General features: G+C 64.4%; 18 protein-coding genes and 4 pseudogenes. 7 read left to right on the top strand and 15 right to left on the bottom strand.

What is annotated here, in order from left to right; translation table 11 throughout:
* Window positions 1-2 precede the first annotated feature (2 nt).
* The 13 genes and pseudogenes from QT386_RS14700 to QT386_RS14760 all read right to left on the bottom strand — a co-directional run bounded on the left by QT386_RS14700 (window position 3) and on the right by QT386_RS14760 (window position 13,293).
* The gene (locus tag QT386_RS14700; RefSeq protein ID WP_289274511.1) at window positions 3-827 is read right to left on the bottom strand and encodes an SDR family NAD(P)-dependent oxidoreductase; all 825 of its coding nucleotides are present in this window, start codon (window positions 825-827) and stop codon (window positions 3-5) included.
* A gap of 32 nt (window positions 828-859) precedes the next feature.
* Complete coding sequence (locus QT386_RS14705) at window positions 860-1,279, bottom strand: MaoC family dehydratase (protein WP_289274512.1); 420 nt, start codon at window positions 1,277-1,279, stop codon at window positions 860-862.
* Window positions 1,276-1,734 (bottom strand): MaoC family dehydratase N-terminal domain-containing protein, encoded by a 459-nt coding sequence (locus tag QT386_RS14710; RefSeq protein WP_289274513.1) that lies wholly within the window; start codon window positions 1,732-1,734, stop codon window positions 1,276-1,278. The genes QT386_RS14705 and QT386_RS14710 overlap by 4 nt, the downstream gene beginning before the upstream one ends.
* Before the next feature lie 14 nt (window positions 1,735-1,748).
* Complete coding sequence (locus tag QT386_RS14715) at window positions 1,749-2,927, bottom strand: lipid-transfer protein (protein WP_289274514.1); 1,179 nt, start codon at window positions 2,925-2,927, stop codon at window positions 1,749-1,751.
* Between the two features lie 111 nt (window positions 2,928-3,038).
* Window positions 3,039-4,493, bottom strand: coding sequence for an aldehyde dehydrogenase family protein (locus QT386_RS14720; protein WP_289274515.1), 1,455 nt, complete (start codon window positions 4,491-4,493; stop codon window positions 3,039-3,041).
* A gap of 697 nt (window positions 4,494-5,190) precedes the next feature.
* Window positions 5,191-7,437: a PQQ-dependent dehydrogenase, methanol/ethanol family gene (locus QT386_RS14725; RefSeq protein ID WP_289274516.1), complete on the bottom strand. Its 2,247-nt coding sequence runs from the start codon at window positions 7,435-7,437 to the stop codon at window positions 5,191-5,193.
* A gap of 94 nt (window positions 7,438-7,531) precedes the next feature.
* On the bottom strand, window positions 7,532-8,806 hold the full coding sequence (locus QT386_RS14730) for an OmpA family protein (RefSeq protein WP_289274517.1): 1,275 nt from the start codon (window positions 8,804-8,806) through the stop codon (window positions 7,532-7,534).
* 8 nt (window positions 8,807-8,814) lie between these two features.
* Window positions 8,815-8,937 (bottom strand): hypothetical protein, encoded by a 123-nt coding sequence (locus tag QT386_RS14735; protein WP_289274518.1) that lies wholly within the window; start codon window positions 8,935-8,937, stop codon window positions 8,815-8,817.
* Window positions 8,938-8,949: 12 nt separating this feature from the next.
* A complete protein-coding gene (locus QT386_RS14740) occupies window positions 8,950-9,114 on the bottom strand; it encodes a hypothetical protein (protein WP_289274519.1) in 165 nt (54 codons plus the stop codon).
* Window positions 9,105-9,377, bottom strand: coding sequence for an enoyl-CoA hydratase-related protein (locus QT386_RS14745; protein WP_289274520.1), 273 nt, complete (start codon window positions 9,375-9,377; stop codon window positions 9,105-9,107). Before QT386_RS14745 ends, QT386_RS14740 begins: the two co-directional genes overlap by 10 nt.
* A gap of 250 nt (window positions 9,378-9,627) precedes the next feature.
* A pseudogene (locus tag QT386_RS14750) lies at window positions 9,628-10,742 on the bottom strand (IS3 family transposase).
* A gap of 800 nt (window positions 10,743-11,542) precedes the next feature.
* Entirely contained in the window at window positions 11,543-12,958 is a 1,416-nt protein-coding gene (locus tag QT386_RS14755) for a cytochrome P450 (protein WP_289274521.1), read from the bottom strand.
* A 14-nt stretch (window positions 12,959-12,972) separates the two neighbouring features.
* The gene (locus tag QT386_RS14760; protein ID WP_289274522.1) at window positions 12,973-13,293 is read right to left on the bottom strand and encodes a 2Fe-2S iron-sulfur cluster-binding protein; all 321 of its coding nucleotides are present in this window, start codon (window positions 13,291-13,293) and stop codon (window positions 12,973-12,975) included.
* 120 nt (window positions 13,294-13,413) lie between these two features.
* Here QT386_RS14760 and QT386_RS14765 point away from each other — a divergent pair, with 120 nt between their 5' ends.
* From QT386_RS14765 to QT386_RS14790, 6 genes and pseudogenes are all read left to right on the top strand, one after another.
* On the top strand, window positions 13,414-14,514 hold the full coding sequence (locus QT386_RS14765; RefSeq protein ID WP_289274523.1) for an AraC family transcriptional regulator: 1,101 nt from the start codon (window positions 13,414-13,416) through the stop codon (window positions 14,512-14,514).
* Window positions 14,515-14,991: 477 nt separating this feature from the next.
* Window positions 14,992-15,852, top strand: a pseudogene (locus QT386_RS14770) (IS4 family transposase); the annotation flags it as partial.
* Window positions 15,853-16,109: 257 nt separating this feature from the next.
* A pseudogene (locus QT386_RS14775) lies at window positions 16,110-16,638 on the top strand (hypothetical protein).
* A 283-nt stretch (window positions 16,639-16,921) separates the two neighbouring features.
* Complete coding sequence (locus QT386_RS14780) at window positions 16,922-17,965, top strand: efflux RND transporter periplasmic adaptor subunit (RefSeq protein ID WP_289274524.1); 1,044 nt, start codon at window positions 16,922-16,924, stop codon at window positions 17,963-17,965.
* 36 nt (window positions 17,966-18,001) lie between these two features.
* Window positions 18,002-21,280, top strand: a complete 3,279-nt coding sequence (locus QT386_RS14785) for an efflux RND transporter permease subunit (RefSeq protein WP_289274525.1) — start codon at window positions 18,002-18,004, stop codon at window positions 21,278-21,280.
* Window positions 21,281-21,371: 91 nt separating this feature from the next.
* Entirely contained in the window at window positions 21,372-22,886 is a 1,515-nt protein-coding gene (locus QT386_RS14790; protein ID WP_289274526.1) for an NAD(P)/FAD-dependent oxidoreductase, read from the top strand.
* Window positions 22,887-22,893: 7 nt separating this feature from the next.
* On the opposite strand, the gene QT386_RS14795 is transcribed toward QT386_RS14790, so the two are convergent.
* A complete protein-coding gene (locus QT386_RS14795; RefSeq protein WP_367401445.1) occupies window positions 22,894-23,406 on the bottom strand; it encodes a transposase in 513 nt (170 codons plus the stop codon).
* Between the two features lie 210 nt (window positions 23,407-23,616).
* On the opposite strand from QT386_RS14795, the pseudogene QT386_RS14800 reads away from it, so the two are divergent.
* Window positions 23,617-23,889, top strand: a pseudogene (locus QT386_RS14800) (tyrosine-type recombinase/integrase); the annotation flags it as partial.
* Between the two features lie 323 nt (window positions 23,890-24,212).
* On the opposite strand, the gene QT386_RS14805 reads toward QT386_RS14800, so the two are convergent.
* Window positions 24,213-24,818 (bottom strand): acyl-CoA dehydrogenase family protein, encoded by a 606-nt coding sequence (locus QT386_RS14805; protein ID WP_289274569.1) that lies wholly within the window; start codon window positions 24,816-24,818, stop codon window positions 24,213-24,215.
* Window positions 24,819-24,822: the final 4 nt, after the last annotated feature.

The raw sequence follows: 24,822 nt of genomic DNA on the forward strand, positions 1-24,822 counted from the left end.
GCTCACATTGAGAAGCCGCCGCCGCAGACCAGCACTTGTCCGCTGACGTAGTTGGACTCCGGGATGCAGAACAGGTACACCGAGCCTGCCGCCTCAGTCGGCGTACCGGCGCGGCCAAGCGGCACGGTGGCTTCCATCGTCTTGAGCAGGTCGGGATTGACGCCGACCTTGATCTTGCGACCTTCAACGTCAATGCTCGCATCGCTGCCGGCCGCAGCCTCGGTCAGGCGTGTCTTGATGAGGCCGAAGGCCACACAGTTGACGTTGACCTTGTAGCGGCCCCATTCCTTGGACATCGCCTTGGTCAGGCCGATGATCGCCGCCTTGCCGGCGGAATAATTGGCCTGGCCTGCGTTGCCGCCAGTGCCGGCGATCGACGAAATGTTGACGACCTTGCGGAACACCTCGCGCCCTTCCATGGCTTCCTTCTTGGTCTGCACGCGCAGGTACTCGGACGCGGCGCGCAGAATCTGGAACGGAGCGGTCACGTGCACGTCCATGATGGCGTGCCACTGCTCGTCGGTCATCTTGTGGATGACGTTGTCCCAGGTGTAGCCGGCGTTGTTGACGATGATGTCGAGTCCGTCCAGTTGCTCGATGGCGGTGTTGACGAAGCGCTCGGCGAAGCCCTTTTCGGTCACGCTGCCGGAGCAGGCGACGGCCTTTCGGCCCATCGCGCGGATTGCAGCGACGGTTTCCTCGGCGGGCCCTGCATCGAGATCGTTGACGACCAGGTTGGCGCCTTCCGAGGCGAGCTTGAGCGCTATTTCACGGCCGATACCACGGCCAGATCCGGTGACCAGAGCCACCTTGCCTTCGAGTTTCATGATTTCTGATTCCTGTCTGAAATTGGGACGGGTTACTTCAGCGCGACCAGCGCGTCGCCGGAGAGCTTCAGCTCACCCCTGTCATCGACGACGCCAATCTCGAGCTTTACGACCTGTTCGCCATTGCGTTCTAGTTTCTCCACCACCTTGCCGCCGCAGGTGAGCTTGGCGCCGATCGGTGTGATCGCCGAGAAGCGAACCGCGTAATGCCGAAGCTGCGTCTGCGGCGCCCAGTTGGTGAGGAAGCGCCCGAGGTAGGCCATCGACAGCATGCCGTGCGCGAATACGTCCGGCATTCCGGCGGTCTTGGCAAAATCCAGATCGATGTGGATCGGGTTGTGATCGCCCGAGGCGCCAGCAAACAAGGCCAGTGTGGTGCGCGTGATGCGCGGCAGCTTCAGCGTCGGCAGATCGTCGCCGACCTTGACCTGATCGAACGTGGGGACGCTCATGCCGAATTCTCCTTATGGTTGCGGGCCACGATGACGCTGCGGGCTTCCATTACCTTGACGCCGTTCCGGTCGGTGATGACGGAGTCCTTCACGATGAATTCGAGTGCGCCGCCTTTCTTGTGGTAGATGTCGGCAATGCGCGAGTCCACTTTCAGCACGTCGCCGGCACAAACCTGCGCGTGGTAAGTGAAACTCTGTTCGCCGTGCAGGATGTTGCCGATGGGTACGCCAAGTTCGTCGAGCAGCGTGAACATGATCCCGGCATCCAGGTCCGCGGCCATGAGGAAGGTCGGCGGCACCGGCAGGCTGCGGTAGCCCGCCGCCTTGGCCGCAGCCTCATCGAGGTATTCGGGCCGGGTTTCACCGGTGGCCTTGGCGAAGAAGCGCAGGCGCCCCTTCTCCGCCTCGAAAGTGGTGCTCGGCAACTGGCGGCCGATGTGCTTGGTATCGATCATGGAGGCCCTCCCTTTCAGACCTGGTACATCGTCACGACGCAGGCGCCACCCAGGCCCAGGTTGTGCTGCAGCGCCGTGCGAGCACCCTTGACCTGGCGCGCCTCGGCCGTGCCGCGCAGGTGCTGGACCAGCTCGGTGCACTGGGCCAGGCCGGTGGCACCCAGCGGATGGCCCTTGGACAGCAGGCCGCCGGAGGGATTGGTCACGACGCGACCGCCGTAGGTGTTGTCGCCGTCGTTCACCATCTTCTCGGCGCCGCCATCCGGCGCCAGGCGCAGGGCCTCGTAGGTGAGCAGTTCATTGGTCGCGAAACAGTCGTGCAGCTCGACGACGCTGACGTCCTTGGGATCAACGCCGGAGGCGGCGTAGACCTGGTCGCCGGCGGCGCGCGCCATGTCGAAACCGACGAGCTGCATCATGTTGCGCGCCTCGAAGGTCTCCGGCGTGTCGGTGGTCATGGCCTGCGCAACGATCTTCACGCGCGAGTCCAGACCATGCTGCTTGGCGAACTTCTCCGAGCAGACGATTGCGGCCGCCGCGCCGCAGGTGGGCGGGCAGGCCATCAGGCGCGTCATCGGCCCGATCAGGACCGGCGAGGCCATGACTTCCTCTACCGTTACTTCCTTGCGGAACAGGGCTACGGGGTTGTTCATGGCGTGGCGGCTGGCCTTGGCGCGAATCTTCGCGAAGGTCTCGGCCTTGGTACCGTATTTTTCCATGTGTGCCATGCCGGCGCCGCCGAAGTAGCGGATTGCGAGCGGCACGTCCGGCTGGCCGACCAGTTCGTCGCAAACCGTGTCGAAGGGCTGGAAGGGGCTCGGCCGGTCATGGAAGTACGAACCCAGCGCGCCCGGTTTCATCTGCTCGAAGCCGAGCGCGATCACGCAGTCCGCTGCGCCGCTCTGCACGGCCTGGCGCGCAAGAAACAGCGCAGTGGATCCCGTCGAGCAGTTGTTGTTGACGTTGATCACCGGGATGCCGGTCATGCCCACCGGGTACAGCGCACGCTGCCCGCAGGTGGAATCGCCGTACACATAGCCGACGTAGGCCTGCTGCACGAGCTTGTAATCGACGCCCGCATCGGCCAGCGCGCGGCGGGCCGCTTCGGAGCCCATGTCGTAATACGGTTCGGAAGTGCCCGGCTTGGTGAAGGGCACCATGCCCACGCCGGCAACAACGACGGTTTGACTCATTAGGTTAAGCTCCAAGGGGTTGAGTTGGACGAGGATGACGCGAAGAAAGGAGACCTCTATGCCGAGGCCAATGGCGGAACCATGAAGGGGGGAGGCTCCGCGAAACAAGACTCAGGCGAACCAGCGCAATGTCAGGGCAATCAGGCGCTTCACGCGCGCGGTGTAGGGCGGGTAGAACAGCTTCACCAGCCCAATCCGCGTGTCCGCGATCGCCCGCGCGTGCGAGAACGAGCGAAAGCCGTATTCGCCATGCGTGCTGCCCAGTCCGGAATTGTTGACGCCGCCGAAAGGCAGCAGGGGGTGGAGGGCATGCACGACGGTGTTGTTGGTGCAGACGCCTCCCGAGGAAGTCCGGTCGAGGACTCGGCGGACGCGCGTGCGATCCCGGCACCAGACGTACAGCGCCAGCGGCTTTTCACCGGCATTGATGCGGTCGATGACCTCGTCGAGTTCGCCGAACCGGATCACCGGCAGCAGGGGGCCGAAAATCTCCTCCCGCAGGATCGCGGCGTCCGCGGGTACCCGCTCGAGGATGGTCGGCGAGATGTAGCAATGCTCTTCGCGCACGTCGCCGCCAGCGACGACGGTGGCGCCGCGTTCGCGTGCATCATCCAGCAGCCGGCGAACGCGCGAGGTGTGGCGTGCATTGACGATGCGGGCAAGGTCGGGCGAGCGGAAACGCGCCTCGTCGTCCTGTCCGAATACCTCGGTGAGACGTTCGCGCAGAAGATCCACAAACTCGTCAGCGACTGATTGGTGCACGAACAGGTGGTCGGGAGCGATGCACGTCTGGCCGTTGTTCATGAACTTGGACCAGCACACGTTTTGAGCAGCGGCCTTCAGATCGGCGCTGGCATCGACGATGGTCGGGCTCTTGCCGCCGAGTTCCAACGTAACGCTAGTCAGATGCTTGGACGCGGCGGCCATCACCACCTTGCCCAGGGTCGGAGCGCCGGTAAAGAAGATGTGGTCGAACGGCAGATCTAGCAGGGCCTTGGCGACTTCGGCGTCGCCTTGGAACAGGGCCACCTCGTCGACGGCGAAAGTCCGGTCGACGATCTTCTGCATGACCGACGACAGGTTTGGCGTCATCTCCGAGGGCTTGATGATGGCCGTGTTTCCGGCGGCCAGCGCCAGCACCAGTGGGCAGAAGGTCAGGTTCACCGGGTAGTTCCACGGCGAAATGATCAGGCAGCGCCCGCGCGGCTGGTACTCAATGCGTCCCCGGGTCCCGGCCATCAGCGGCGAGAAGCCGGCACGCGTGGGCTTCATCCAGCGCCTGAGCTTGCGAATGGCCATGTTGGCTTCCGAGACGACGGTGAACAGCTCGGTCAGGTCCACCTCCACCTCGGGCTTGCGGAAGTCTGCCGCGGCGGCGCGGCGTATATCGTCGGCCGCCGCCTGCACGGCGTCACGCAGCTTGCGGATGCGGGCAATGCGCTCCTCCGCGGTCGATTCACGCCATCTCAGTGCGGTGGCGCGCTGGGATTCGAAGACGCGATGGATCGGTATGGCTTCCGGGATTGCCGCGGGCTCTGCGATGCGAATAGGGCTGAGTGCTTTCATGATCGCCGCTCCTCAACGAGAAATTTTTCAGACTGCAGCACGGGGTATCGGAATATGTATCAGCCCGGGCGAAGTTGTCAACCAAACGTTTGTTATGTAATTGATCCTCCTTGAAGGGAGGTGTCGGGCCTGCGTACTCCAGGTCCATGTCCGCAGCCGGTCGTTTCGCGGTCTCTATGGCCGGCTATGTACGTTCTCCGCTGGATCGACCAGCAGGGAAAGTGGGCCGGGTTTCTGGGTCGGGTGGAGTCCCTGGTGGACTGGGGGGCGCTTCGAGCCGTACTTGAAAGGGTTGTACGGCAAGACCGGCAAGCCCTCGCACCCGCCGCTGATGGCCTTCAAGATGCTGCTGTTACAGCAGCGAGCTGATACGTGCGGGCATCACCTCGGCCCAGCCACATGACAGCACCCAGATCGACGCACTGCTGAGCCAGGATCTTTGCCGACTGAAAGCAGCGTCGCGCCTGCGGTGGGGACGCTATGTCGGCTTGGCGCGCAACACCTTGCACCTACACTGCCGTGGCGCACAATCTTAGACGCTGGCAGTTCCTGGCGCAGGCGTAGTGCGTCCACAGGGCGGGAATCGAGCCGATTCCCGCCTTTCGGGCATTCTGGCGCCTTCCGAAGTCATGAAAAACCCCCGCCCGCCGTGCCCTCGCTCCGCAGAGGATGGTTATGCAGGGGTTTTCTTAATAAGTCAGTCCGCGGCGCTGCGGACCCAGCGCAGCAGGCCCACGCCCCAGTCGGCGATCCGGGCGGCCGCGGCGTAGGCCCAGGCCTTGACGTGTGACCACAGCGACCCCTGCGCCTGTTCATTTTTTAGCGTGTTGTGGCCCAACTCGGTCAGGTAGGCGTGGATCAGCCGGGACTCCTCGGGCGTCATCATGCCGGCGAAGGAAACCATGCCGCGGTCGCGCTGGGCGCCGCCGAGTACGATGGCATCGAAGCTCCGGTGCGTTTCCGCGTCCATGTAGCGCAGATCGGCCAGATTGGGGTGGCTGATGCCGCCGGGCCCGTGACAGTACACGCAGTAGTGGTGGTAGAGCTTCGCGCCCTGCGCGATCTCGTCCTTGGAGGCGGTCTGCGACGGTGGTTGGGGCAGGCGCCGCGGGCGCTCCACCGGCGGCAGCTGCGCTTGGCCGCCGAGCTTGAAGGTCATCAACCGGCCTTCCGTCGACGGCTGGTCGCGGGTGTTGCTGGCAAAGCCGAAGGACAGACCGAAGGAGCCACCCCAGCCGACCAGCACCGAGACATACTGCTCGCCGTCCACCTTGTAGGTCACTGGTGAGCCGATCACGCCCTGCTGGACGTCGTAGTGCCACAGGCGCTTGCCGCTGGCCGCGTCATAGGCGTCGAGATAGCCGTGGCCGGTGCCCTCGAACACGAGATCCTTGCCGGTGCACAGAGCGCCGGAGTTCCAGGGGCTATCGCTGTTGTGGCGCCACACTTCGCGCTGGCGCACCGGGTCCCAGGCGAGCAGGAAGCCCTGGGCGGTGCTCGCGCCCACCTTGCGGACCAGATCCGACGGCATCCATGCCGGAACGGTGACGTCCTTCATGACCTCCATGCCGACGTTCCAGAAATTCGGGTTGTACACGAAGGACTTATCCTGCCGGTACATCATGGCCAGCTCGCGCGCCGGGATGTAGACATAGCCGGTGTCGGGATGAAAGCACATCGGCTGCCAGTTGTGCCCGCCCATCGGCGAGGGGAACTGGTAGACGCCGCGTTCCTCGTAGCTGTTGTCGGTTTCGACCGGGCGGCCGGTCTTCAGGTCCACGCGCTCGGCCCAGGACACGTGCACGTAGTTCTCCGCCGACAGCAGCTCGCCGCTGCCGCGGTCGATCACATAGAAGAAGCCATTCTTGGGCGCCTGCATCAGCACCTTGCGCGGCTGGCCGGCGATTTCCAGATCGGCCAAGATGATGTGCTGAGTGGCGGTGTAGTCCCAGCCGTCGCCCGGCGTGGTCTGGTAGTGCCAGACGTAGTCGCCGGTCTCGGGTCGCAGCGCGACGATCGAGGAAAGGAACAGGTTGTCGCCGCCGGAGGGGCTGCGGAGGTGCTTGTTCCACGGCGCGCCGTTGCCCACGCCGATGTAGAGCAGATCGAGCTCCGGATCGTAGGCCATGGAGTCCCAGACCGTGCCGCCGCCGCCGATTTCCCAATACTTGCCGCCGGTGGTGTCCCAGGTGGCTGCGGCCTTTTTCAGAATGGGATGCTCGTAGGGCTTGGATGGATCGCCGGGCACCGTGTAAAAGCGCCAGGCCAGCGCGCCGCTTTCGGCGTCGTAGGCGCTGACATAGCCGCGCACGCCGTACTCGCCGCCGCCATTGCCGATCAGTACCTTGCCTTTTACCACGCGCGGCGCGCCGGTGATCGTGTACGGCCGCTCCAGATCCACGGTCAGCCTGTCCCAGACGATCTCGCCGGTGGCCGCATCGAGCGCGACCAGGCGGCCGTCGATGGTGCCGACGTAGACCTTGCCGTTCCACATCGCCATGCCGCGGTTGACCACGTCGCAGCAGGCGAAGCGGCCGCGCTCGCGATCGACTTGGAGGTCGTTCTTCCACAGCAGCTGTCCGCTGCGGGCGTCGACTGCGTAGGCGGTGCTCCATTCGCCGGTGAAGTAGAGCACGCCGTCCACTACCAGCGGCGTCGCCTCCAGGCCGCGCTTGGAGCCCAAATCGAGGTGCCAGGCGAGCCCCAGCCGGTCGACGTTGTCGGCGCGGATCTGGTCGAGCGGGCTGTAGCGCTGCTCGGACTGGGTGCGGCCGTGCTGGATCCAGTTGGCCACTTCGGCGTCGGCCGCAGCCAGGCGCTCGGCACCGACGGCGGTGCCGGTACCGGCAGCCCTGGCGCCAGTGACTGCGGACAGCGTGGCAAGAAAGACGGCTAGTCCCAGAAGTCGGCGGATCCGGCTTAAGTTGGTCTGTAGCTTGGGCATGATTGTGACTCTCGATCTGATTGTTGAACGTCTCTGAAAGTAGTACGCGCCGGGTCATGCGAGCGCCGATCCTGCGGGCCGGCGCTCGCGGGCATCACTCGACGATGCGCAATTCCACTCGGCGGTTGAGTTCGCGGCCCTCGTCAGTCTCGTTGTCGGCGACCGGGGCGGCTTCTCCATAACCGGCAGCCTGCAGACGCTCCGGCGCAATCCCCCGGCCGACCAGATAGTCGACGACACTTTGTGCGCGGCGTTCGGACAGCTCATGGTTGTACGCGTCGGATCCGCGGGCGTCGGTGTGACCGCCGACTTCGACCCGGATCTGTGGCGCGTCCGTCAGCTCGGATGCGACCTGATCGAGCAGGGTCTTGGCGTTGACGGTGAGCGTGGCCTTGTCGAACTCGAAGTTGACACCATGCAGCACGAGGGTTTGCCCCGGCTGGCATCCGGCCAGCTCCACGCCCTCCGCGCCGCTCTCGCAGGCCGGCGGGGGCGGTGGTGGGCAGCCCTGCGCATCGACGCTGGTGCCGGGCGGCGTGTCGGGACACTGGTCGGCCGGGTCGGCGACGCCGTCGCCATCGGCGTCGGCGACTTCGACCGGTTCGACGACCGCGACCGGCTCGGGTTCGGGCGGCGGCAGCAGCTTTGCCGCCGGCCCCAGAGGAATGAGCAGGCCCAGATTGAACAGGCCCTCGTTGAGCGCGTTGTTGAAGCTGTCCGCGGTCTGATCGCCGCTGTGGACGTCAGTGCGCAGGGCCGCCTCGGCGCGCACCGAGATGCCGCTGGCGATGAAGTCGAAGGGGCCCACGAGATAGCCCAAGCCCAGCGTGATCAGCGCCGAGTCGTACTCCGGGTCCGCGCCCGGATGATCCTCGAAGCGCCCGTAACCCAGACCCAGCAGGCCGTAGTAGTTACCCATGGACGGGAACAGCATGCCGCGCAGCCCGCCTCCGACCAAGGTGGCGGGGTCGCCTCCCTGGTCAGGATCGTAGCTGCTGTAGACGGCTTCGAGTTCGATGCCAAACTGCGATCGGAACATCTTGCCGACGACCAGGGTACCGCCGAGGCTGTCTTCGGTGCCGCGGTCTGAGTCGGCGAGCGTGTAGGACGCCATCGGCGAAACGTAGAAGCGGTTGTCGATGGCCGCCGATGCCGTCTTGTCGTGATCCTGTGCCGCCGACGCACCGGGCAGGGCGGCCCCCAGGCACGCGGCCAGCAACACCAGTAACTGCTGTTTGCGAATCATCATTGCTCCTCCTTCTGCTTGTACCTGCGCATGGGATCGTTCCCGTGCGCTCCAAGGGATGTGCTGCTCACGGCGGCGCACCGGCCATCGCGGCGGGCATGCCAATGGGTCCTGCTTGTTCATGGACTGCTTCATTGCCTGAATTGCGGCGCACGCTTTTCCAGCATCGCCTCGATACCCTCGCGGTGTTCGGGACTCTTGGCCGCGAGCACGAAGTGCGAGGAGATCTGGTCGAGATGGCTCAGGAAGTCCATGCGCAGCCCCTGTTAGGCGGCTCGTTTGGTGAGCCGCATGGCCGTGGCCGGGCCGTCGGCGAACCGCTGCGCCAGCATGCATGCCTCGGACGCCAACGCGTCCGCCGGGGCGACGCGGTTGAACAGCCCTAGCTCCAGTCCGCGATGCGCGTCGACGAATTCCCCTGTCAGCAGCATCTCCAGCCCCTCGGCAGACCGATCAGCCAGGCACTGCCGTCTCCCGGCACCAAGCCGATCCGGTTGTAGCTCGCCACTACGCGCGCGTCGTCATCGGCGATGCGCAGGTCGCACTGCAAGGCCATGTCGATCCCGGCGCCGGCGGCCACGCCCAGCGCCGCGGCGACCACCGGCTTGTTCAGCTGTATCAGCCGAATCCGATGCTCGCTCGACCGTAGGTTGTACTTGTGGATCGCCGGCGGGCCGCCCAGCTCTCGCTTCATGTGCGGCGGCCGCCACTCGAATCAAAATTCATTGCCTGGCGTCTCCTCACAAGGCGCACCGTGCAGCGCGGTCGTCCGCCCACGGACTCCAGGTCTCTCACCGCCTGTCTGGCCGCACAGTCGGAAGCTCCTCCTATGTTCAGCAACCTATCAAACGTTTGAAAGACTTTCAAGTCCGCCGAAGATGGGTACGGCGCGGAATCGAGCGATCGGGACACGCTAGGCCGGAGCCGCCGACGTCCCCCCGCGTTCAGTAGCGGGCAGCTTTGGAATCCGAGGTTAATGTAACTGCCTTTGCGGCCAACTGCTTTGCGTAGCTGGCGGGCGTCAGCCCGCCGAGTGCTTTCTTGGGTCGTTCTTCGTTGTATTCCTTGGCCCATGCGCGGATAACCGCTCGTGCGTGATTGAGGCTGACGAACCAGTGCTCGTTGAGGCACTCGTCGCGTAGCCGCCCGTTGAAGGATTCGATGTAGGCGTTCTGATTCGGCTTGCCTGGATCGATCAGCCGCAGTGCGATGCCGTGGCGATGAGCCCAGGTCAGCATCGCCCGGCCGGTGAACTCCTTGCCGTTGTCGGTCCGGATGATCGATGGCCTGCCGCGGATCGCGCAGACTTCGTCCAGCAGTCTGACCAGATGGTCGCCGCCTATGCTGAGCTCGGGGATGACAGCGACTGCTTCGTGCGTGGCGTCGTCGACAATGGCCAGGCACTTGAGCGCGCGGCCAGAGGCGATGCGATCGAAGACAAAGTCCATCGACCAGACCTCATTAGCTGCGCCAGGTCGAATCAACGGCTGCCGATCGCCCGGCTGGATCTTCTTCCGTCGCCGTCGACGAACTTGCAGTTTCTCCAAGGCGTACAGTCGCTCGACGCGTTTATGGTTGATCAGATGCCCTGCCTGGCGAAGCTTCAGGTAGATCATCTCGGATCCATAGCGCTTGTGTCGCTGCGCCAAAGTAACGATCTGCTCTCGCAGCTCGACATTCCGGTCCGGGGCCGGGCAGTAGCGCAAAGCACTCGCGCTCATGCCCACGCAATGCGCGCCGTTCCGTCATCCCGCGGTCTTTCATGATCCGCACCACTTCTCGACGAGCGGATGCGGTCACCGTTTTTTTCGAAGCACCTCGCGGGTCACCTCGATCTCCAGCAGAGATTCCGCAAGCAGCTTCTTCAGCCGCGTGTTCTCCGCTTCCAGTGCCTTGAGCCGCTTCGCGTCAGCCACGTCCATACCGCCGAACTTGCTGCGCCACAGGTAGTAGCTGGCGTCCGAGAATCCGTGCGTCGGCACAGATCCTTCACCGAAACGCCCGAGTCGGCTTCCTTCAGAAAACCGATGATCTGCTCTTCTGTAAATCGCTTCTTCACGTCCAATCTCCGTCGTTAGGGGATTGGATTCCAAACCGCGCCGCTACTCAACTACGGGGAGACGTCGCCGCCACCAAGGGCGGTGCACCGCTGTGATTGCGCAAAGGAGGATCGATGCCCAAAACCCGGACAAGACCCGCCTGTTTGAGTTCGGCCGCCACACGGTGACTCGACGTCGGCACTGCGGGCTGGGCAGGCTTGAACCCTTCACTTTCCTAGGGTTCGTCTTCGTCTGCGTCAAGGCCCGGCGCGGAGCTTTCCAGCTCCAGCGCAAATCCCGGGGTGACCGCATGAGGGCCGCGCTTCAGGAGATCAAGTTCGAACTGCGGGAACGCATGCACGACTCCATTCCCTCACAAGGACGGTGGCTCAGAGCGGTGGTCGCAGGCTACTTTGCGTACCACGCGGTCCCCACAAACTCTCGGGCACTTGAGACATTCCGCTACCACGTCACGGACCTCTGGCGGCGCGCGCTTCGGCGCCGCAGCCAGAAGTACTGCACGACTTGGGAGCGGATGACGAAGCCGCTGCAGAATGGCTGCCGCCACCCGTATCCTCCACCCGCTGCCGGCCGGCGTTTCGCCGTCAATAACCCAAGGCCGGAACCAGTGCGTGAATTGCGCGCTGGAATTTGTGCGGGAGCGCTCAGCAACGAGCGCCCCTACCGCTATCGCGCGCCGAAGGCCAAGCGGCCTTTCTGGAGAAGCGCAAGCCACGCTGGCCCTCGCTGGGCTGAGGCGCGCGGCCGGCCCCCGGGCGGTAGCCGGCGGCTACGTCGCCAGTTTTGACGCTTGCCCGGTCTACTGCGGCTTCGCCGTCAGTTTGACCATCAACTTGGAATAGCCCCGCACGAAGTTAGACTGCACCCGTTCGGGCTCGTCCATGACTTCGATCTGGTCGAAGCGCTTAAGCAGTTCCTCCCACAGGATACGCAGTTGCAACTCGGCCAGGCGGTTGCCCATGCAGCGGTGGATCCCATAGCCGAAGGAGAGATGGTGGCGTGCTCCCTCCCGATCGATGATCAATCGATCGGGATCCTCGAACTTGCGCTCGTCGCGGTTGCCGGAGGCGAACCACATCAGTACGCGATCGCCCTTCTTGATGGTCTGTCCGTGCAGTTCCACGTCCTGCGTGGCGACCCGGCGCATATGTGCCAGAGGGGTTTGCCAGCGGATGATTTCAGACACCATGTTCGGAATCAACTTCGGATTCGCCTTCAGTTTGGCGAATTCCTCCGGGAACTGGTTCAGGGCCAGCACGCCGCCGCTCATGGAGTTGCGCGTGGTGTCATTGCCACCCACGATCAGTAGTGCCAGATTGCCGATAAACTCCATCGGACGATTAATCATGTCCTGCGTGTCTTCGCTGCTCTGCAGCAGGCTGATCAAATCGAAACTGGGCGCTTTGCCCGACGCGCGCCGTGCCTCCTTGTCGCGCCAAAGTTTGGAGAACGACCAAGCCATTTCAGCAGCAGCGTCAAACATGTTCTCTTCATCGGCAAATTCGCCGCCGGTCGCCGCTGCCGTGCCGGCCAATCGATCCGACCAATCAATCAGCTTGTGACGTTCCTCGTAAGGGAAATCCAGCAGTGTGGCCAGCATGCGGCCCGTCAACTCCTTCGATACCGTCGGCACCCAGTTGAAGGCCTTATCCAGGGGGAGGTTGTCGAGCACCTCCCCAGTGCGTTCGCGGATCAGCCCTTCCATTTCCTTCAGGTTCTGCGGCGCCACCACGCCTTGGACAGACCGGCGCTGCACGTCATGCTTGGGCGGGTCCATCGCGATGAACATTGCTACCGGCAGTCCTTCCGGGAAGTCGCCGATGACGATGAGCGGTTCTGACGAGAACAGTTCATGGCTCTTGTCCACAAACAGGATTTCCTCGTAGCGCGTCACCGACCAGAACGGACCGAAGGGGCTGTTCTTCTGGTAGTGCACGGGAGCCTCGTCACGCAGCCGCTTGAAATAGGCGCGCCACTGATCTTGACGGTACAGAAATGGGTTGCTGAGGTCGATGTCCTGGAGCGCCAGGGTGTTGACATCGGGAACGGGCGCTTCAACGAAGTTGGGTGCGGTCCGCCGCGGACCGATGATCTTCTTCTTCACCCTCACCAACATCTTCAGTGCCTGAATCTGCAAGTGCATCGGCACTACTCTGGATGTGGCGTTGACCAGCTTGGTCTGCGCTACATCGATTGCCTGCAATCGTGTTGACATGGCGTCCTCCTTGCTTACATCTGAAATTCAGGCAGGCGAACGGTTATGCCGTCCATCGCCTCAGTGGTTCGAACCTGGCAGCCCAGACGCGAGGTTTCCGTTCGCTCCGGGGTCATGGACAGCATCTGCTCTTCGTCCTGACCAGGCGCGCCGGTCTTGTTGAACCACTCCTTGGCGACGATGATGTGACAGGTGCCACAAGCACACTCTCCGCCGCAGTCTCCATCAATGCCGGGAATCGCGTTGTCCACGGCGACTTGCATCACGGAGGCCCCGGCTTCGAAGTCAACGACATGTTCGGTTTGGTCGTGAGCGATAAAAGTTATCTTGCCCAATCTCTCTCTCCTTCAGACGATTTTGTTCTTGGATCTTGAGTGAATGCCTCGGCGGCGGTGAGGTCATTTTTTGACAGAACAGGGTCATTTCCGGACAATGCTCGGATTCCAAGGGGGCGTATGGCGACGACGCACCAGACAAATGACTCGCAAAATCCCGAAGCCGATATTCCGTCGAACTACTCACGGCTGATCGCCCGTGAACTTGGCTTGCTGGCGCGGCAACTGCCCGGACTGTTGCGCGGCACCGGGCTCGACGTTGCGCAGTTCCTGAGCGAGGACAGTCTGCTCACCGCGGCGCAGCAGTTTCGGATTCTGCGCAACGCGCTCGACTTGTCCGGCAAGCCGGAGTTCGGATTGCGGCTGGGCGCGCGTCTGACCCCGGCAACCCACGGTGCGATGGGGTTTGTCGCTTGTAGCAGCCCTGACCTGATCACCGCGCTACAGGCGATTCACACATTCCTTCCCACGCGCGCGAACTTCATCCAACTGGATTTGCAGCAGGTTGAGGAGCGTCTGGAATGCGTGGTGAACGTCCAGGGGCCCGTGGACAAGGCTATCCATCGCTGCCTCGCGGATATGGCGGTCAAGGCACTATTAGAATTCGGCGAGTTCATAGTCGGCCGGCCCTTGCATGAGGCCCAAATATGCTTCGCTCATCAGGCGCCCGAAGACCATACGATCTATTCGGACTATTTGTCCGGACAGATTCGCTTTGGCTGCGATCAGTTGAAGCTCATACTGCCTATGGCGCTGTGCCGGAAACCGAACGCCTCTGCCAATCATGAAAACTATCGCCTGGCCTTTCAGCAGTGCGAGTCTATGCTGGCGCGACTGCAGTTCCGTCAGCCGAGCTATCGGACCCGGGTCAAGAAAATGATGCTGTCCCGCCCGCCCGGAACGCTCAGTGAAGACGAAGCGGCGGCCTCTCTATTCATGAGCAAACGCACACTGGCGCGCAAGCTTAAACAAGAGCACAGCGGCTTCCGACAAATTCGCGACGAGATTCTATCCCAGCAGGCGGTCGGCTACTTGTGTGATAGCCAATTGTCAATCGAGGCCATCGCCGCGCTATTGAATTATCACGACACCGCAAATTTCAGGCGTGCCTTCAAGCGCTGGTTCGCGCAGCCGCCCGAGCTACACAGACAATGCGCTGGTTTGCAAGCCAGGCGTCCTTCTGGCCGGGCATCTCGGGACCCGACGATCACCGAAACGTAGCGCCGGGGTCCGCCGCCGCTGTGCATCGACATCGGGGTGCGCCATCCGCTCAAAGGCTGGGCTGGCAAGGACATAGCCCCTGACCGACGCACTGAGCAAAGCTCGGTGTGATGTTGTCGGACTGAAGCTCCCTTTAAGAGTGGCGATGCCGTTGCGGTGATCTCGAAGGCCTGGTCGTGCGCCCCCAGAAATGGCAGCACTGACCGGCCTCGCCGTTCACGGTTCCCGTCGGCGCGTCACTGTGGCGCCTGCCGTGCAAGTCGGCGAAAGCGCAGTCTGCGCCTGGACCATTCGACGTCGTGATCTGACAGGCAAGACGCGAGCTAGTCAGTAACGCCTTCGGACAACTCCAGCATCGAGCGCTCGGTATCGCTGATCTCCGGCAGTTTGTCCGCCACTGATCCATCGAGGTAGCGGTGGCAGGGCGCGCATGTGCAGGCGCCCCCGCAATCGCCGTCGATGCCGCTGCGAGATCGCCAGGCTCGCACTCGCCTGGGACCCGAAGTGATGAAACGGCTGGCCGAGCGAGTACTGCGCCCGCTGGCCGGGCCGGGCGCCCTAAGCGCTTGGTACAGCGGGCTTCGCGTCATGGCCTTGGATGGCAGTTGCATGGACGTGGCCGACGAAGCGGCCAATGCGGAGGTTTTTCGGTTACCCCGCGGCCTCGCGCGGCCAGAGCGCTTTTCCGCAGGCGCGCGTGCTGGGCTTGGTGGAATGCAGCACTCACGCCGTGGTGGTCGCTGACATCGCGCCATACCGTCACAGCGAGCAGGCCATGGCCGCACGATTGCTGCCCGCCAAACTCGACCGCGACATGCTGGTGCTGGCCGATCGCAACTTCTACAGCTTCAAGCTCTGGCAGCTCGCAGACGCCAGCGGCGCCAAGCTGGCCTGGCGGATCAAGTCCAACCCCCAGTTGCCGGCGCAACAAGCCCTTCCCGATGGCTCATACCTGAGCATGGTCTTCGACAGCGACGATCGTGCTCGCCGCTCAGGACAGTGGGTGCGCGCGATTGACTATGCGCTGCAGGAATCGGCCACACCGACGCAAGAAAACTATCGGCTGGTGACCAATCTGCTGGATACTGCCGCAGCGCCGGCCATGGAACTGGCGGCGCTATACCACGAGCGCTGGGAGATCGAGAGTGTCTTTGCGAATTCAAGTACCACCTGCGTGCCAACAGCGCGGTGCTGCGCAGCAAGACCACCGAACTCGTCGAGCAGGAACTGTGGGGTCTGCTGCTGACCTACTTCGCGATTCGTCAGCTCATGGCGCAAGCCGCTTGGCCACGCGGGCTTGATCCGGACCGATTGAGCTTTACCCATAAACGCACTTAATCACGCTGTAATCCTCCACTGTTGGTCGCCCCTGGTGTATAAAACAAATGCTAGGTAGTCTCGACCTATAACTCTTTAATTTCATGTTGGCGGCAAACAGCCGGAACACAATTGATCCACATGATTATCCCTGACCCTCGGCCCGGATCCTGCTGCGAACCTGGCTACTGTGAAGATCCTGGCATCGTTTCTACGAGGAAATCCCATGCCGATCAATCGGGTGTAATTTCAGGAAGGGCTTGTCGTTGGGTGAGTTGATGACGCGCTACGGAACGGTCGAGCAATGCGAGGCGACGCTGATGCAATCGCGCTGGCCGCAGGGCTTCATCTGTCCGGAATCCGCTGCTGCCATCAGACGACGGTCACCGCCGGCGATCTTCGCGGCAACCAAGCTGCCGTTGACGCGGTGGCTTCTGGCGATGCACTTGCTGACGTCGGTCAAGAACAACATCTTGGCGTTGGACTTGATGCGACTGGGCGTGCGCTACACCACCGACTGGCGCATCAAGCACCAGTTGATGGCGGTGACGGCCGTGCGCGAGGGGCGGCGTGTGCTCAAGGCCCGCATCGATATCGACGACACTTATCTTGGCGGCGAGCATCCAGGAGCACCGCGAGGTCGGGCCACATCGCTACTTGGCCGAGGTCGCGTACCGCTTCAACTGTCGCGTCGATCTGTCCGTCATGCTCGTGCGCCGGCTCCGCGCTGCAGCAGTCACCGCGCCGTGGCCCGAGCAGAGGCTCAGGCTTACCGAGGTTAATCACGTTGATCCACGTCATCGCTGATTCAGCCAGCTTGTCGTACGGGCGGTCCGCGAAGGGGGTCGGTGGCGGTCGGCCGCTCTTGCGGTCGGTTCGGCAGAGTTGTAGTCAGCTAGCCTCGAGCAAGCGTTCTGTAAGCGATTTTTTCATTGCGAACATTGATCCCGCTCAGGCCGGGTTAGGGCAATCAGCAAACAACGAGAGTCGAAGCATGAGGACAATCCGGGAGATGCCCTTACAATTGGATGTGCGAGCGGGGCTAGTGTCGGGCGCTGGCGGGCGATCGGTACGGGCCGCGTTGGCGGGCGTGGCCTTGCTGATTGCGGCCTGCGCCGGCGAGCGTGCGCCGCACGAGCCGCCGCCATCCCGGTCGTTTTCCGTACCAACAGCGGTCGTAGCGGCGCAGCGGCTGCCGCTGTTGCACACCGGCACCGGCTCCGTGGTGTCTGACCAGCGTGTGGACATCGGTTCGCGTGTCGCCGCCTACATCCGGGCAATCGAGGTCCGCGAGGGACAGCGCGTGACCAAGGGTCAGCTGCTCGCCACTTTGGAAGCGCGGGACATCGAGGCCGCCATCCTCACCGTGGGGGCGGCACTCGAGCAGGCTCGGGCCGCACAGGACGACGCGCAGCGCGACTTCGACGACGCGCAAACCCTGCACGACCGTGGTGCCGTCTCCGGTGCCCAGCTGCGCAAGGCGCGGCTGCACCTGCAGATGGCCAACGAGGCGCTGATTGCGGCCGAGGCCGAGCGCGAGCGCGCGCAGTCCGAACGGCAGTACGTCCGCATCCTGAGTCCGATTGACGGGCTAGTCGTCACGCGGCACCGGCGTGCCGGCGACATGGCGGCGCCTGGGGGGGCGCTGCTGACGGTGGAGTCGGAATCGATCCTGCTGTTCGAGACGCAGGTAGCCGAGCGGACCATCGGCGCGATTCAGATCGGCGATGCCGTGCAGGTGAGCATTGACGCCCTTGGCACGAGTCTTCAGGGCGAGGTCCAGCGCCGCGTGCCTTCGGGCGACCCGGTCACCCGCCGCTTCGAGGTGAAGGTCCGGCTGCCGGGCGCCGAGGGGCTGCTGCCCGGCATGTTCGGGCGCGCCCTGTTCACGGTCGGCACGCGCGAGGCCGTCGTTGTGCCGATCCAGGCTGTGGTGGAGCGCGGCGGGCTCCGCGGGGTGTACGTGGTCAGCGAAGGCGAGCGCGTGCGCTTCCGTTGGCTGCGCACCGAGGATGCGAGCGGGCAAGGCCTCGTCGTCAGCGCCGGACTGGACCCCGGCGAGCGCATCGTGGTCGCGCCGCCGCAGCAGATGCGCGAAGGCGATCTCGTCACCGCCGCGGCGGAGGCTTCGTGAGGGCCTTGGTGCGGCCGCGCGCGCCAGGATGCGCCGGTGTCTGAGCCCACATTGAACCTTGCCGGCCGGCTGGCCGCGGCCTCGGTCGATTCCAAGCTCACGCCGCTGTTCGTGGTGGCCGTGTTCCTAATCGGCATCCTATCGGCACTGATAACGCCGCGTGAGGAAAATCCCCAGATTGTCGTGCCCGGCGCCATGGTCAGCTGGCAGCTCCCGGGAAGCACGGCCGCGGAGGTCGAACGGCTGATCGTGGCGCCGATGGAGGCGCGACTGCGCGAAATCGCCGGCGTGGAGCACAGCTTCGCCACCGCCGCGCCGGGCATGGGGCAGATCCAGCTGCAGTTCTACGTCGGCGTCAACGAAGACGACGCGATCAGCCGCGTGCGCCAGCGCGTGGCCGCCTTTCGCGACATCCTGCCGCCGGCAACGCTGGAGCCCACGGTGCGCCAGCTCGACGTGGACGACGTGCCCATCGTCACCGTCTCGCTGGCTTCCGCGCGCTACGACGACTACGCGCTGCGCCGGATCGCCGAGCGCATGGCCGAACGGCTGAGCACGCTGCGGGAGGTGTCGGTGGTCGAGGTTCATGGCGGTCGCACTCGCGAGATCCGCCTCGACCTCGACCCGGCACGCATGCAGGCCTATGGCCTGACGCTGCGGGAAGGCATCGCCAGCCTGCAGGCCAGCAACCTGTCCGCGGTCGTCGGCAACTCGGTGCGGGAAGGCCACAGCCGCAGTGTGCAGCTCAAGGGCCAGCTGGGCTCGCTGGACGAGGTCCGCAGCCTGCCCTTGGGAACCCACGGCGGCCGGCTCATTTACGTCGAGGACATCGGCGAGGTCGTCGACGGGCCGGCCGCGCACCCGGAACGGCTCACGCGCCTGGCCTTCGGCCCTGCCGATTCGCGCCACGCACAGCGCGAGCTGCATGGAGAACTGGCCTCGGTGACGATCTCCATCGCCAAGAAGCCGAACAGCAATGCCGTTGTCGTCGCCCGCGAGGTGCTCGACCTGGTGGGGCGCATGCAGGCGCGTTTCGTGCCGTCGGAGGTGGTCGTCGTGACTACCCGCAATGACGGCGAGGAGGCCAACCACACCGTCAACAAGCTGATCTTCGACCTGGCCATCGCGATCGGCGCGGTGCTGCTCGTGCTGGTGCCGATCCTGGGCCTGCGTCAAGCGCTGATCGTCTGCCTGGTCGTGCCGCTGGTGCTGAGCCTGACGCTGGCGGCGGACATGGTCGTGGGCGTCACGATCAACCGCATTTCGCTATTCGCGCTGATCCTGGCCCTGGGCATGCTGGTCGACGATGCCATCGTGGTGATGGAAAACATCCACCGCCATTACGAGCAGGGCGTGCAGGACCGGCGGCGCGCTGCGGTGCTGGCGACTCACGAGATCGGCAAGCCGACGACCACGGCGACGATCACCATCGTGCTCGTTTTCTCTTCGCTGCAGCTGCTGACCGGCATGAACGGGGCTTATTTCGCCTCCATCTCGTTCAACGTCGCCGCGGCGATCGCCTTCTCGCTGCTGGTCGCATACACCGTGGTGCCCTGGGCCTGCGTGCGCTGGCTGCCGCAGCACGCCGGCGGCGCGCAGGTTGACCCGGCGCAGGGCGGCGTCCTGCAGCAGCGGTATCAGCGGCTGGTCGGTCCGCTGATCCGCAGCGCAGGCCCGCGACGCTGGGCGGTGCGCGCGGTCCTTGCCGCCCTGCTGGCGTCCGCGATGATGCCGACCTGGCAGTTTCTGCGCCCCGGCGGATCCGGGGGGCCGGTGTCTGCGGGTGGCGTCGCGCTATCGCTCATGCCCAAGGAGGACAAGAACAGCTTCGCGATCACCCTGGACTTGCCGGAAACCGCGGCGGTCGAGCAGACCGATCGCGTCGCCCGCGAGTTCGGCGATGTCATCCGATACCACCCGGAGGTCGGGCATTATTTGACCTATGTCGGTCTGCCCGGTGTGGTCGATTTTTCGGCCCAGGTCAGCGGAGGTGGCCAACGCGGTGCGCCGAACCAAGCGGAAATCCGGGTCAACCTGATCGACAAGTCGCTGCGCCGCAAGACCTCTATGCAGATCGTGGAGGAGCTGCGGGAGGCGACGGCGCCCCTGCGTGCGCGGTATCCGCAGTTGGACCTGCGCTTCATGGAGGCGCCGCCGGGCCCGCCGACCCGGGCTGTGGTGCTGGCGAATATCCACGGCGAGGACCAAGACACGCTGCGTGAACTGGCCGCTGCGGTGAAGACGCGCTTCCGCCAGACCTGGGGCATGGTGGATGTGTTCGATACTGTGGCCGTGGACGGCGAGCAGATCGACCTGGTCGTGGACAAGGAAAAGGCCCTGCTTTCGGGGGTGACTACGGCGGATGTCGAGCAGACCGTGCGCGCGGTGATGGACGGCATGGTGGTGTCGCAGGCCCACGTCCCGGGCGAGCACAATCCGGTTCCGATCCGCCTGCGCGTGCCGCGGGAGCACGAGGTAGACCCGCACAGATTCGACCGCGTGGCGGTACGCAACGCGCAGGGCGGGACAGTGCCGCTTTCCGAACTGGTCCGCGTGGTCCGCCGGCCGCGGGAGCATCCCATTCTGCGAAAGGACAACGAGCGCGTGACCTATGTCGGCGGCAATGTGGTCGCCGCCACGGCGCCGGCCTTTGCCATCATGGACATGGAGCCTGAGTTCGACGGACTGGCTGCGCCTGGCGTGCGGCTGCGCACCGGTAATCTGACGCTGTTCGACCAAGTGCCGGACACGATCGACGGCTACGAGTTGCTCTGGGATGGCGAGATGCGCCTGACGCTAGACACGGTGCGCGAGATGGGCGCAATCACCGGCGTGGTACTGATCCTGATCTACTTGCTGATGGTCGGCATCTATCGTTCTTTCTCGCTGCCGCTGATGGCGATGATGGCGATTCCGTTCGGCCTGATCGGCATCTTCCCCGGCCACTGGCTGCTGGGGATTCCCTTCAGCATGGCCTCGATGATCGGGGTCGTCGCACTTGCCGGCGTGGTGATCCGCAACTCCCTGCTTATCATCGACTTCGTCCACGACTACCAGCGCCGCGGGCACACTCTCGAGGAGGCGGTGAAGCTGGCGGGCGGCGTGCGCCTGCGGCCGATCGGGCTGACCGCCTCGACGGTGATCCTCGGTACGCTGGTGCTGTACCGGGACCCGATGTTCGCGGGCCTCGCCACTTCGCTGATCTTCGGCACGATCGCCTCGACGGTGCTGACCCTGCTATTGCTGCCGCCGCTGTACTACCGCATGGCGCTCAAGCACCCGGAATGGGGACCCGACGCCTCAGCCGGCGGATAGACAAAACAGGCTGCGCGCGTTGTTGGACTCCGCACTACGGATAATCCTATACTTGCGAGATCAAACCGTGTTTCCGATGGAGAGTTGCCCGATGTCTCAAGCCCAGTTCGACGTCATCATTCTCGGTGCAGGGCTGTCCGGGATTGGCGCCGCCTGTCACCTTAAGTCCAGTATTCCCGGCATTGAGCTGGCCATTATCGAGCGCCGCGAACGCGTGGGGGGTACTTGGGACCTGTTCAAGTACCCCGGCATCCGTTCCGATTCAGACATGGTCACCTTGGGCTACGATTTCCGCCCGTGGACCGACACCAGGCTGCTGGCCGACGGCCCCTCGATCCGCCAGTACATTGAGGATACCGCCGACGAGTACGGCGTGCGTCGCGATATCCGCTTCGGGCACAAGGTCACCCGGGCCAGCTGGTCCAGCAAAGACAACTTCTGGACCGTGACTGCGGTCAAGGAGAACTCGCCGCAGTCCGAAGAAGTCAGCTTCACGGCGCGGTTTGTCTACGGCTGCACCGGGTATTACAAGTACGAGGCCGGCTACACGCCGCCGCTGTACGGCGTTGAGCGGTTCAAGGGTGACGTCATTCATCCGCAGCACTGGCCGGAGAACTACGACTACAGCGGCAAACGCGTGATCGTCATCGGCAGCGGCGCTACCGCCGTGACCCTGGTTCCGGCGATGACCGACAAGGCGGCGCACGTGACCATGCTGCAGCGCTCGCCCGCCTATGTGGTCTCGGTTCCGGAGCGCGACCTGATCACAGAGAACCTGCGCCGCGTCCTGCCCGAGGCACTGACCTATCGGCTGGCCCGCGTGCGCAATGTGGTGCTGCAGCGCGCCGTGTTCGACGTCTGCCGACGGGCGCCCAAAGCCATGCGTCGGGTGCTGCTGTCAGCCGTGCGCAGGCAGCTGGGGCCCAACGGCGACATGAGCCATTTCGAGCCGCGCTACAACCCCTGGGACGAAAGAATGTGCGCCGTGCCTCGGGGCGACCTTTTCCAGGCGCTGCGCGAGGGCAAGGCCTCGGTCGTCACCGATCACATCGACAGCTTCACCGAAACCGGCATCCGGCTGAAATCCGGGCGCGAGCTTGCGGCTGACCTGGTCATCACCGCCACCGGTCTGGACCTGCAGCTGCTGGGGGGGGCCGAGTACCACATCGACGGGCGGGTGCTGAACCTGCACGACACCCTGATGTACAAGGGCATCATGCTTGAAGGCGTGCCGAACTTCGCGCTGGTGTTCGGCTATACCAATGCGTCCTGGACCCTCAAGGCAAACATCGCCAATGCCTTCGTCTCGCGGGTTCTTCGGGAGATGCGCCGGCTGGGCGCCGAGCGCGTCGTGCCCGAGGACGATGAGGGCTGCGTGGCCGAGGAGAACTTCCTCAACCTCAACTCCGGCTACATCCGTCGCGCCAACGACCGGCTGCCGCGGCAGGGCACCAAGCAGCCATGGCAGAACCTGCAGAACTACCTGCTCGACGTGCCGGCCCTGCGCTACGGCAACCTGCACGACGGCTATCTGCGCTTCTACCGCGGCAACCGCCGCGTGTCGCCGTCGGCGGTCCAGCGCGTGGCTTGTCTGCTGGCCGCGTAAGCCGCCGTCACACGCCCGACCGGACGGCCGCCCGTGCGCGCCGTCCGGTATTGTTTTCCAAGGTCGCAGTGGACGTGCAGTCGGCAAATAGATCGAGTTGGCATTGCTTGATGCGGTTTTCCATCTCGCCCCGCGCGCAGTAAAGATCCTCGTAGAGTGCGCGGGCCACCCAGTCCTGGCGGCTGAGCGAGGTCACCACGAAGCGCAGGTTGGTCTTGCCGGGCAGCACTTCGGCCTTGGCCACGACGCTCCGCGTGGCGCTCCAGGATTTGCGGGTGCGGTAAGTCAGTTCCTGGAAGACCCGCGCCGAGCGGCCGGTCGCCTGGTGTTGCTCGTTGGCCTGCTGCATCGACACGCTGATCGCCCGCGTCAGACGCGCGTTGCGCGCCAGACCCAGGATGTAGTCCGCCCGGTTGGTCTCGCACCAGTGCATCAGGGCGTGCGGATCTGGCCGATCCGCTCGGCTTCCTCCAGCGTCCCCGCGGCGCCGTCCTGATCGGCGGTGCGCAGCTTGGCGCACAGCAGCTGCCGGACGCAGAAGATCTACAGCGGCAGGTAGCAGTAGCTGTCGTACTAGCCGCGAAAGAAGCGACCTTCCCGCTCGCCAGGCAGCGGATCGTAGGTGGCGTCCAAGTCCAGCACGATGCGATCCGGCGCCGCGTGGTACGACTCCAGAAACAGGCGCGGCCGCCGTGGTCCCCCACAAGTCACCGACGTCGACAGCCAGCGCATGCTGCTGAGTGTCGACCAAGGTAAGGGACAAGGATCGCTACGCGATGCTGTCGCCAATCCTGCTGGAGCGGCTGCGCGCTTGGTGGAAGCCGGCCCGCGCCAAGAAAAGATGCGGGACGGCGGTCGGCTGTTTCCCGGCATGAATCCGGTCAATCCGCTTTCACCCCGCCAACTCAATCGCGTGGTGTGCGTCGCCGTAATGGAAGTTGGCCTCGACAAGGGCGTGTCCATGCATACACTGCGACACAGTTTCGCTACCCACCTGCTGGAGCCGGATGAGGATGTCCGCAAGATCCAGGTGGCGCTCGGCCACAAAACGCTGGAGACGTTACACGCACATCGACCGAAGTGCTGCGCGCCGTCATCAGTCCACTGGAGAGCTCCCTACCGCCTGCGTAAACGGTGGCGCGTCCCGAGCGAGGTCGCGGATATCTTCCTCACCTACGGGCCGCAGTGGCGCCGGACGCAACGCGGTCACCTGAGCCTGGGGCAACTCAAAGTCATGTCTGCTGTCGAGCAGTGTCGCAGCGCGGCGCTCAAGGTCATCGACCAACTGCTGCACGGCGATGAAGAGATCGTTTTGGGTAATCGGGACTATAGGAGCAAGACTCGCGGCTGGATGCACTGCGTCGGGCCCTGCTTGGGCGGCTTAGGCGGCACCGAGAAGCCCGGTCCGTTCTCGGCAATGAACAGGCTCCTGCCGCGGTGGTGCGGCTCGGCCCTGGGGCCGGTCTTGACCAGCAACGCGAAGCGGTTGCCGCGCGCGCCGTTGGTGATCCAGGTCTTGGTGCTGTTGACGACGTAGTGCTCGCCGTTGCGGCGTGCGAGGGTGCGGATGGCCTGCAGGTTGCGGCCGCAATCGGGCTCGGTCAGCACGATGCCGCCGCGCAGCTCGCCGCGGGCGAAGCGCGGCAGCAGTTCGGCGCGCTGTTCCGGCGTGCCGTGGCGCAGCACCGCCGCGGCCATGCTCAGGTGCGAATTGACCGCGCCGACTAGCAACATCCATTCGGCGGCGATGCCTCGATCAGCCGCGTGTAGCTGCGCACCGGCATTCCTAGCCCGCCGTAGTCCTGAGGGATGATCGCGCCCCATCTCGCGCATCTGCTCGACGAGGGCTTCCGGGTATTCGTCGGCGTGCTCCAGGCGGATCGCCACCGGCCACACCTCGGCGCGCAGGAAGCGCTCGACCGCGTCGATCAGCGGC

The organism is Solimonas sp. SE-A11 (assembly GCF_030345715.1).
GTDB lineage: Bacteria > Pseudomonadota > Gammaproteobacteria > Nevskiales > Nevskiaceae > Solimonas_A.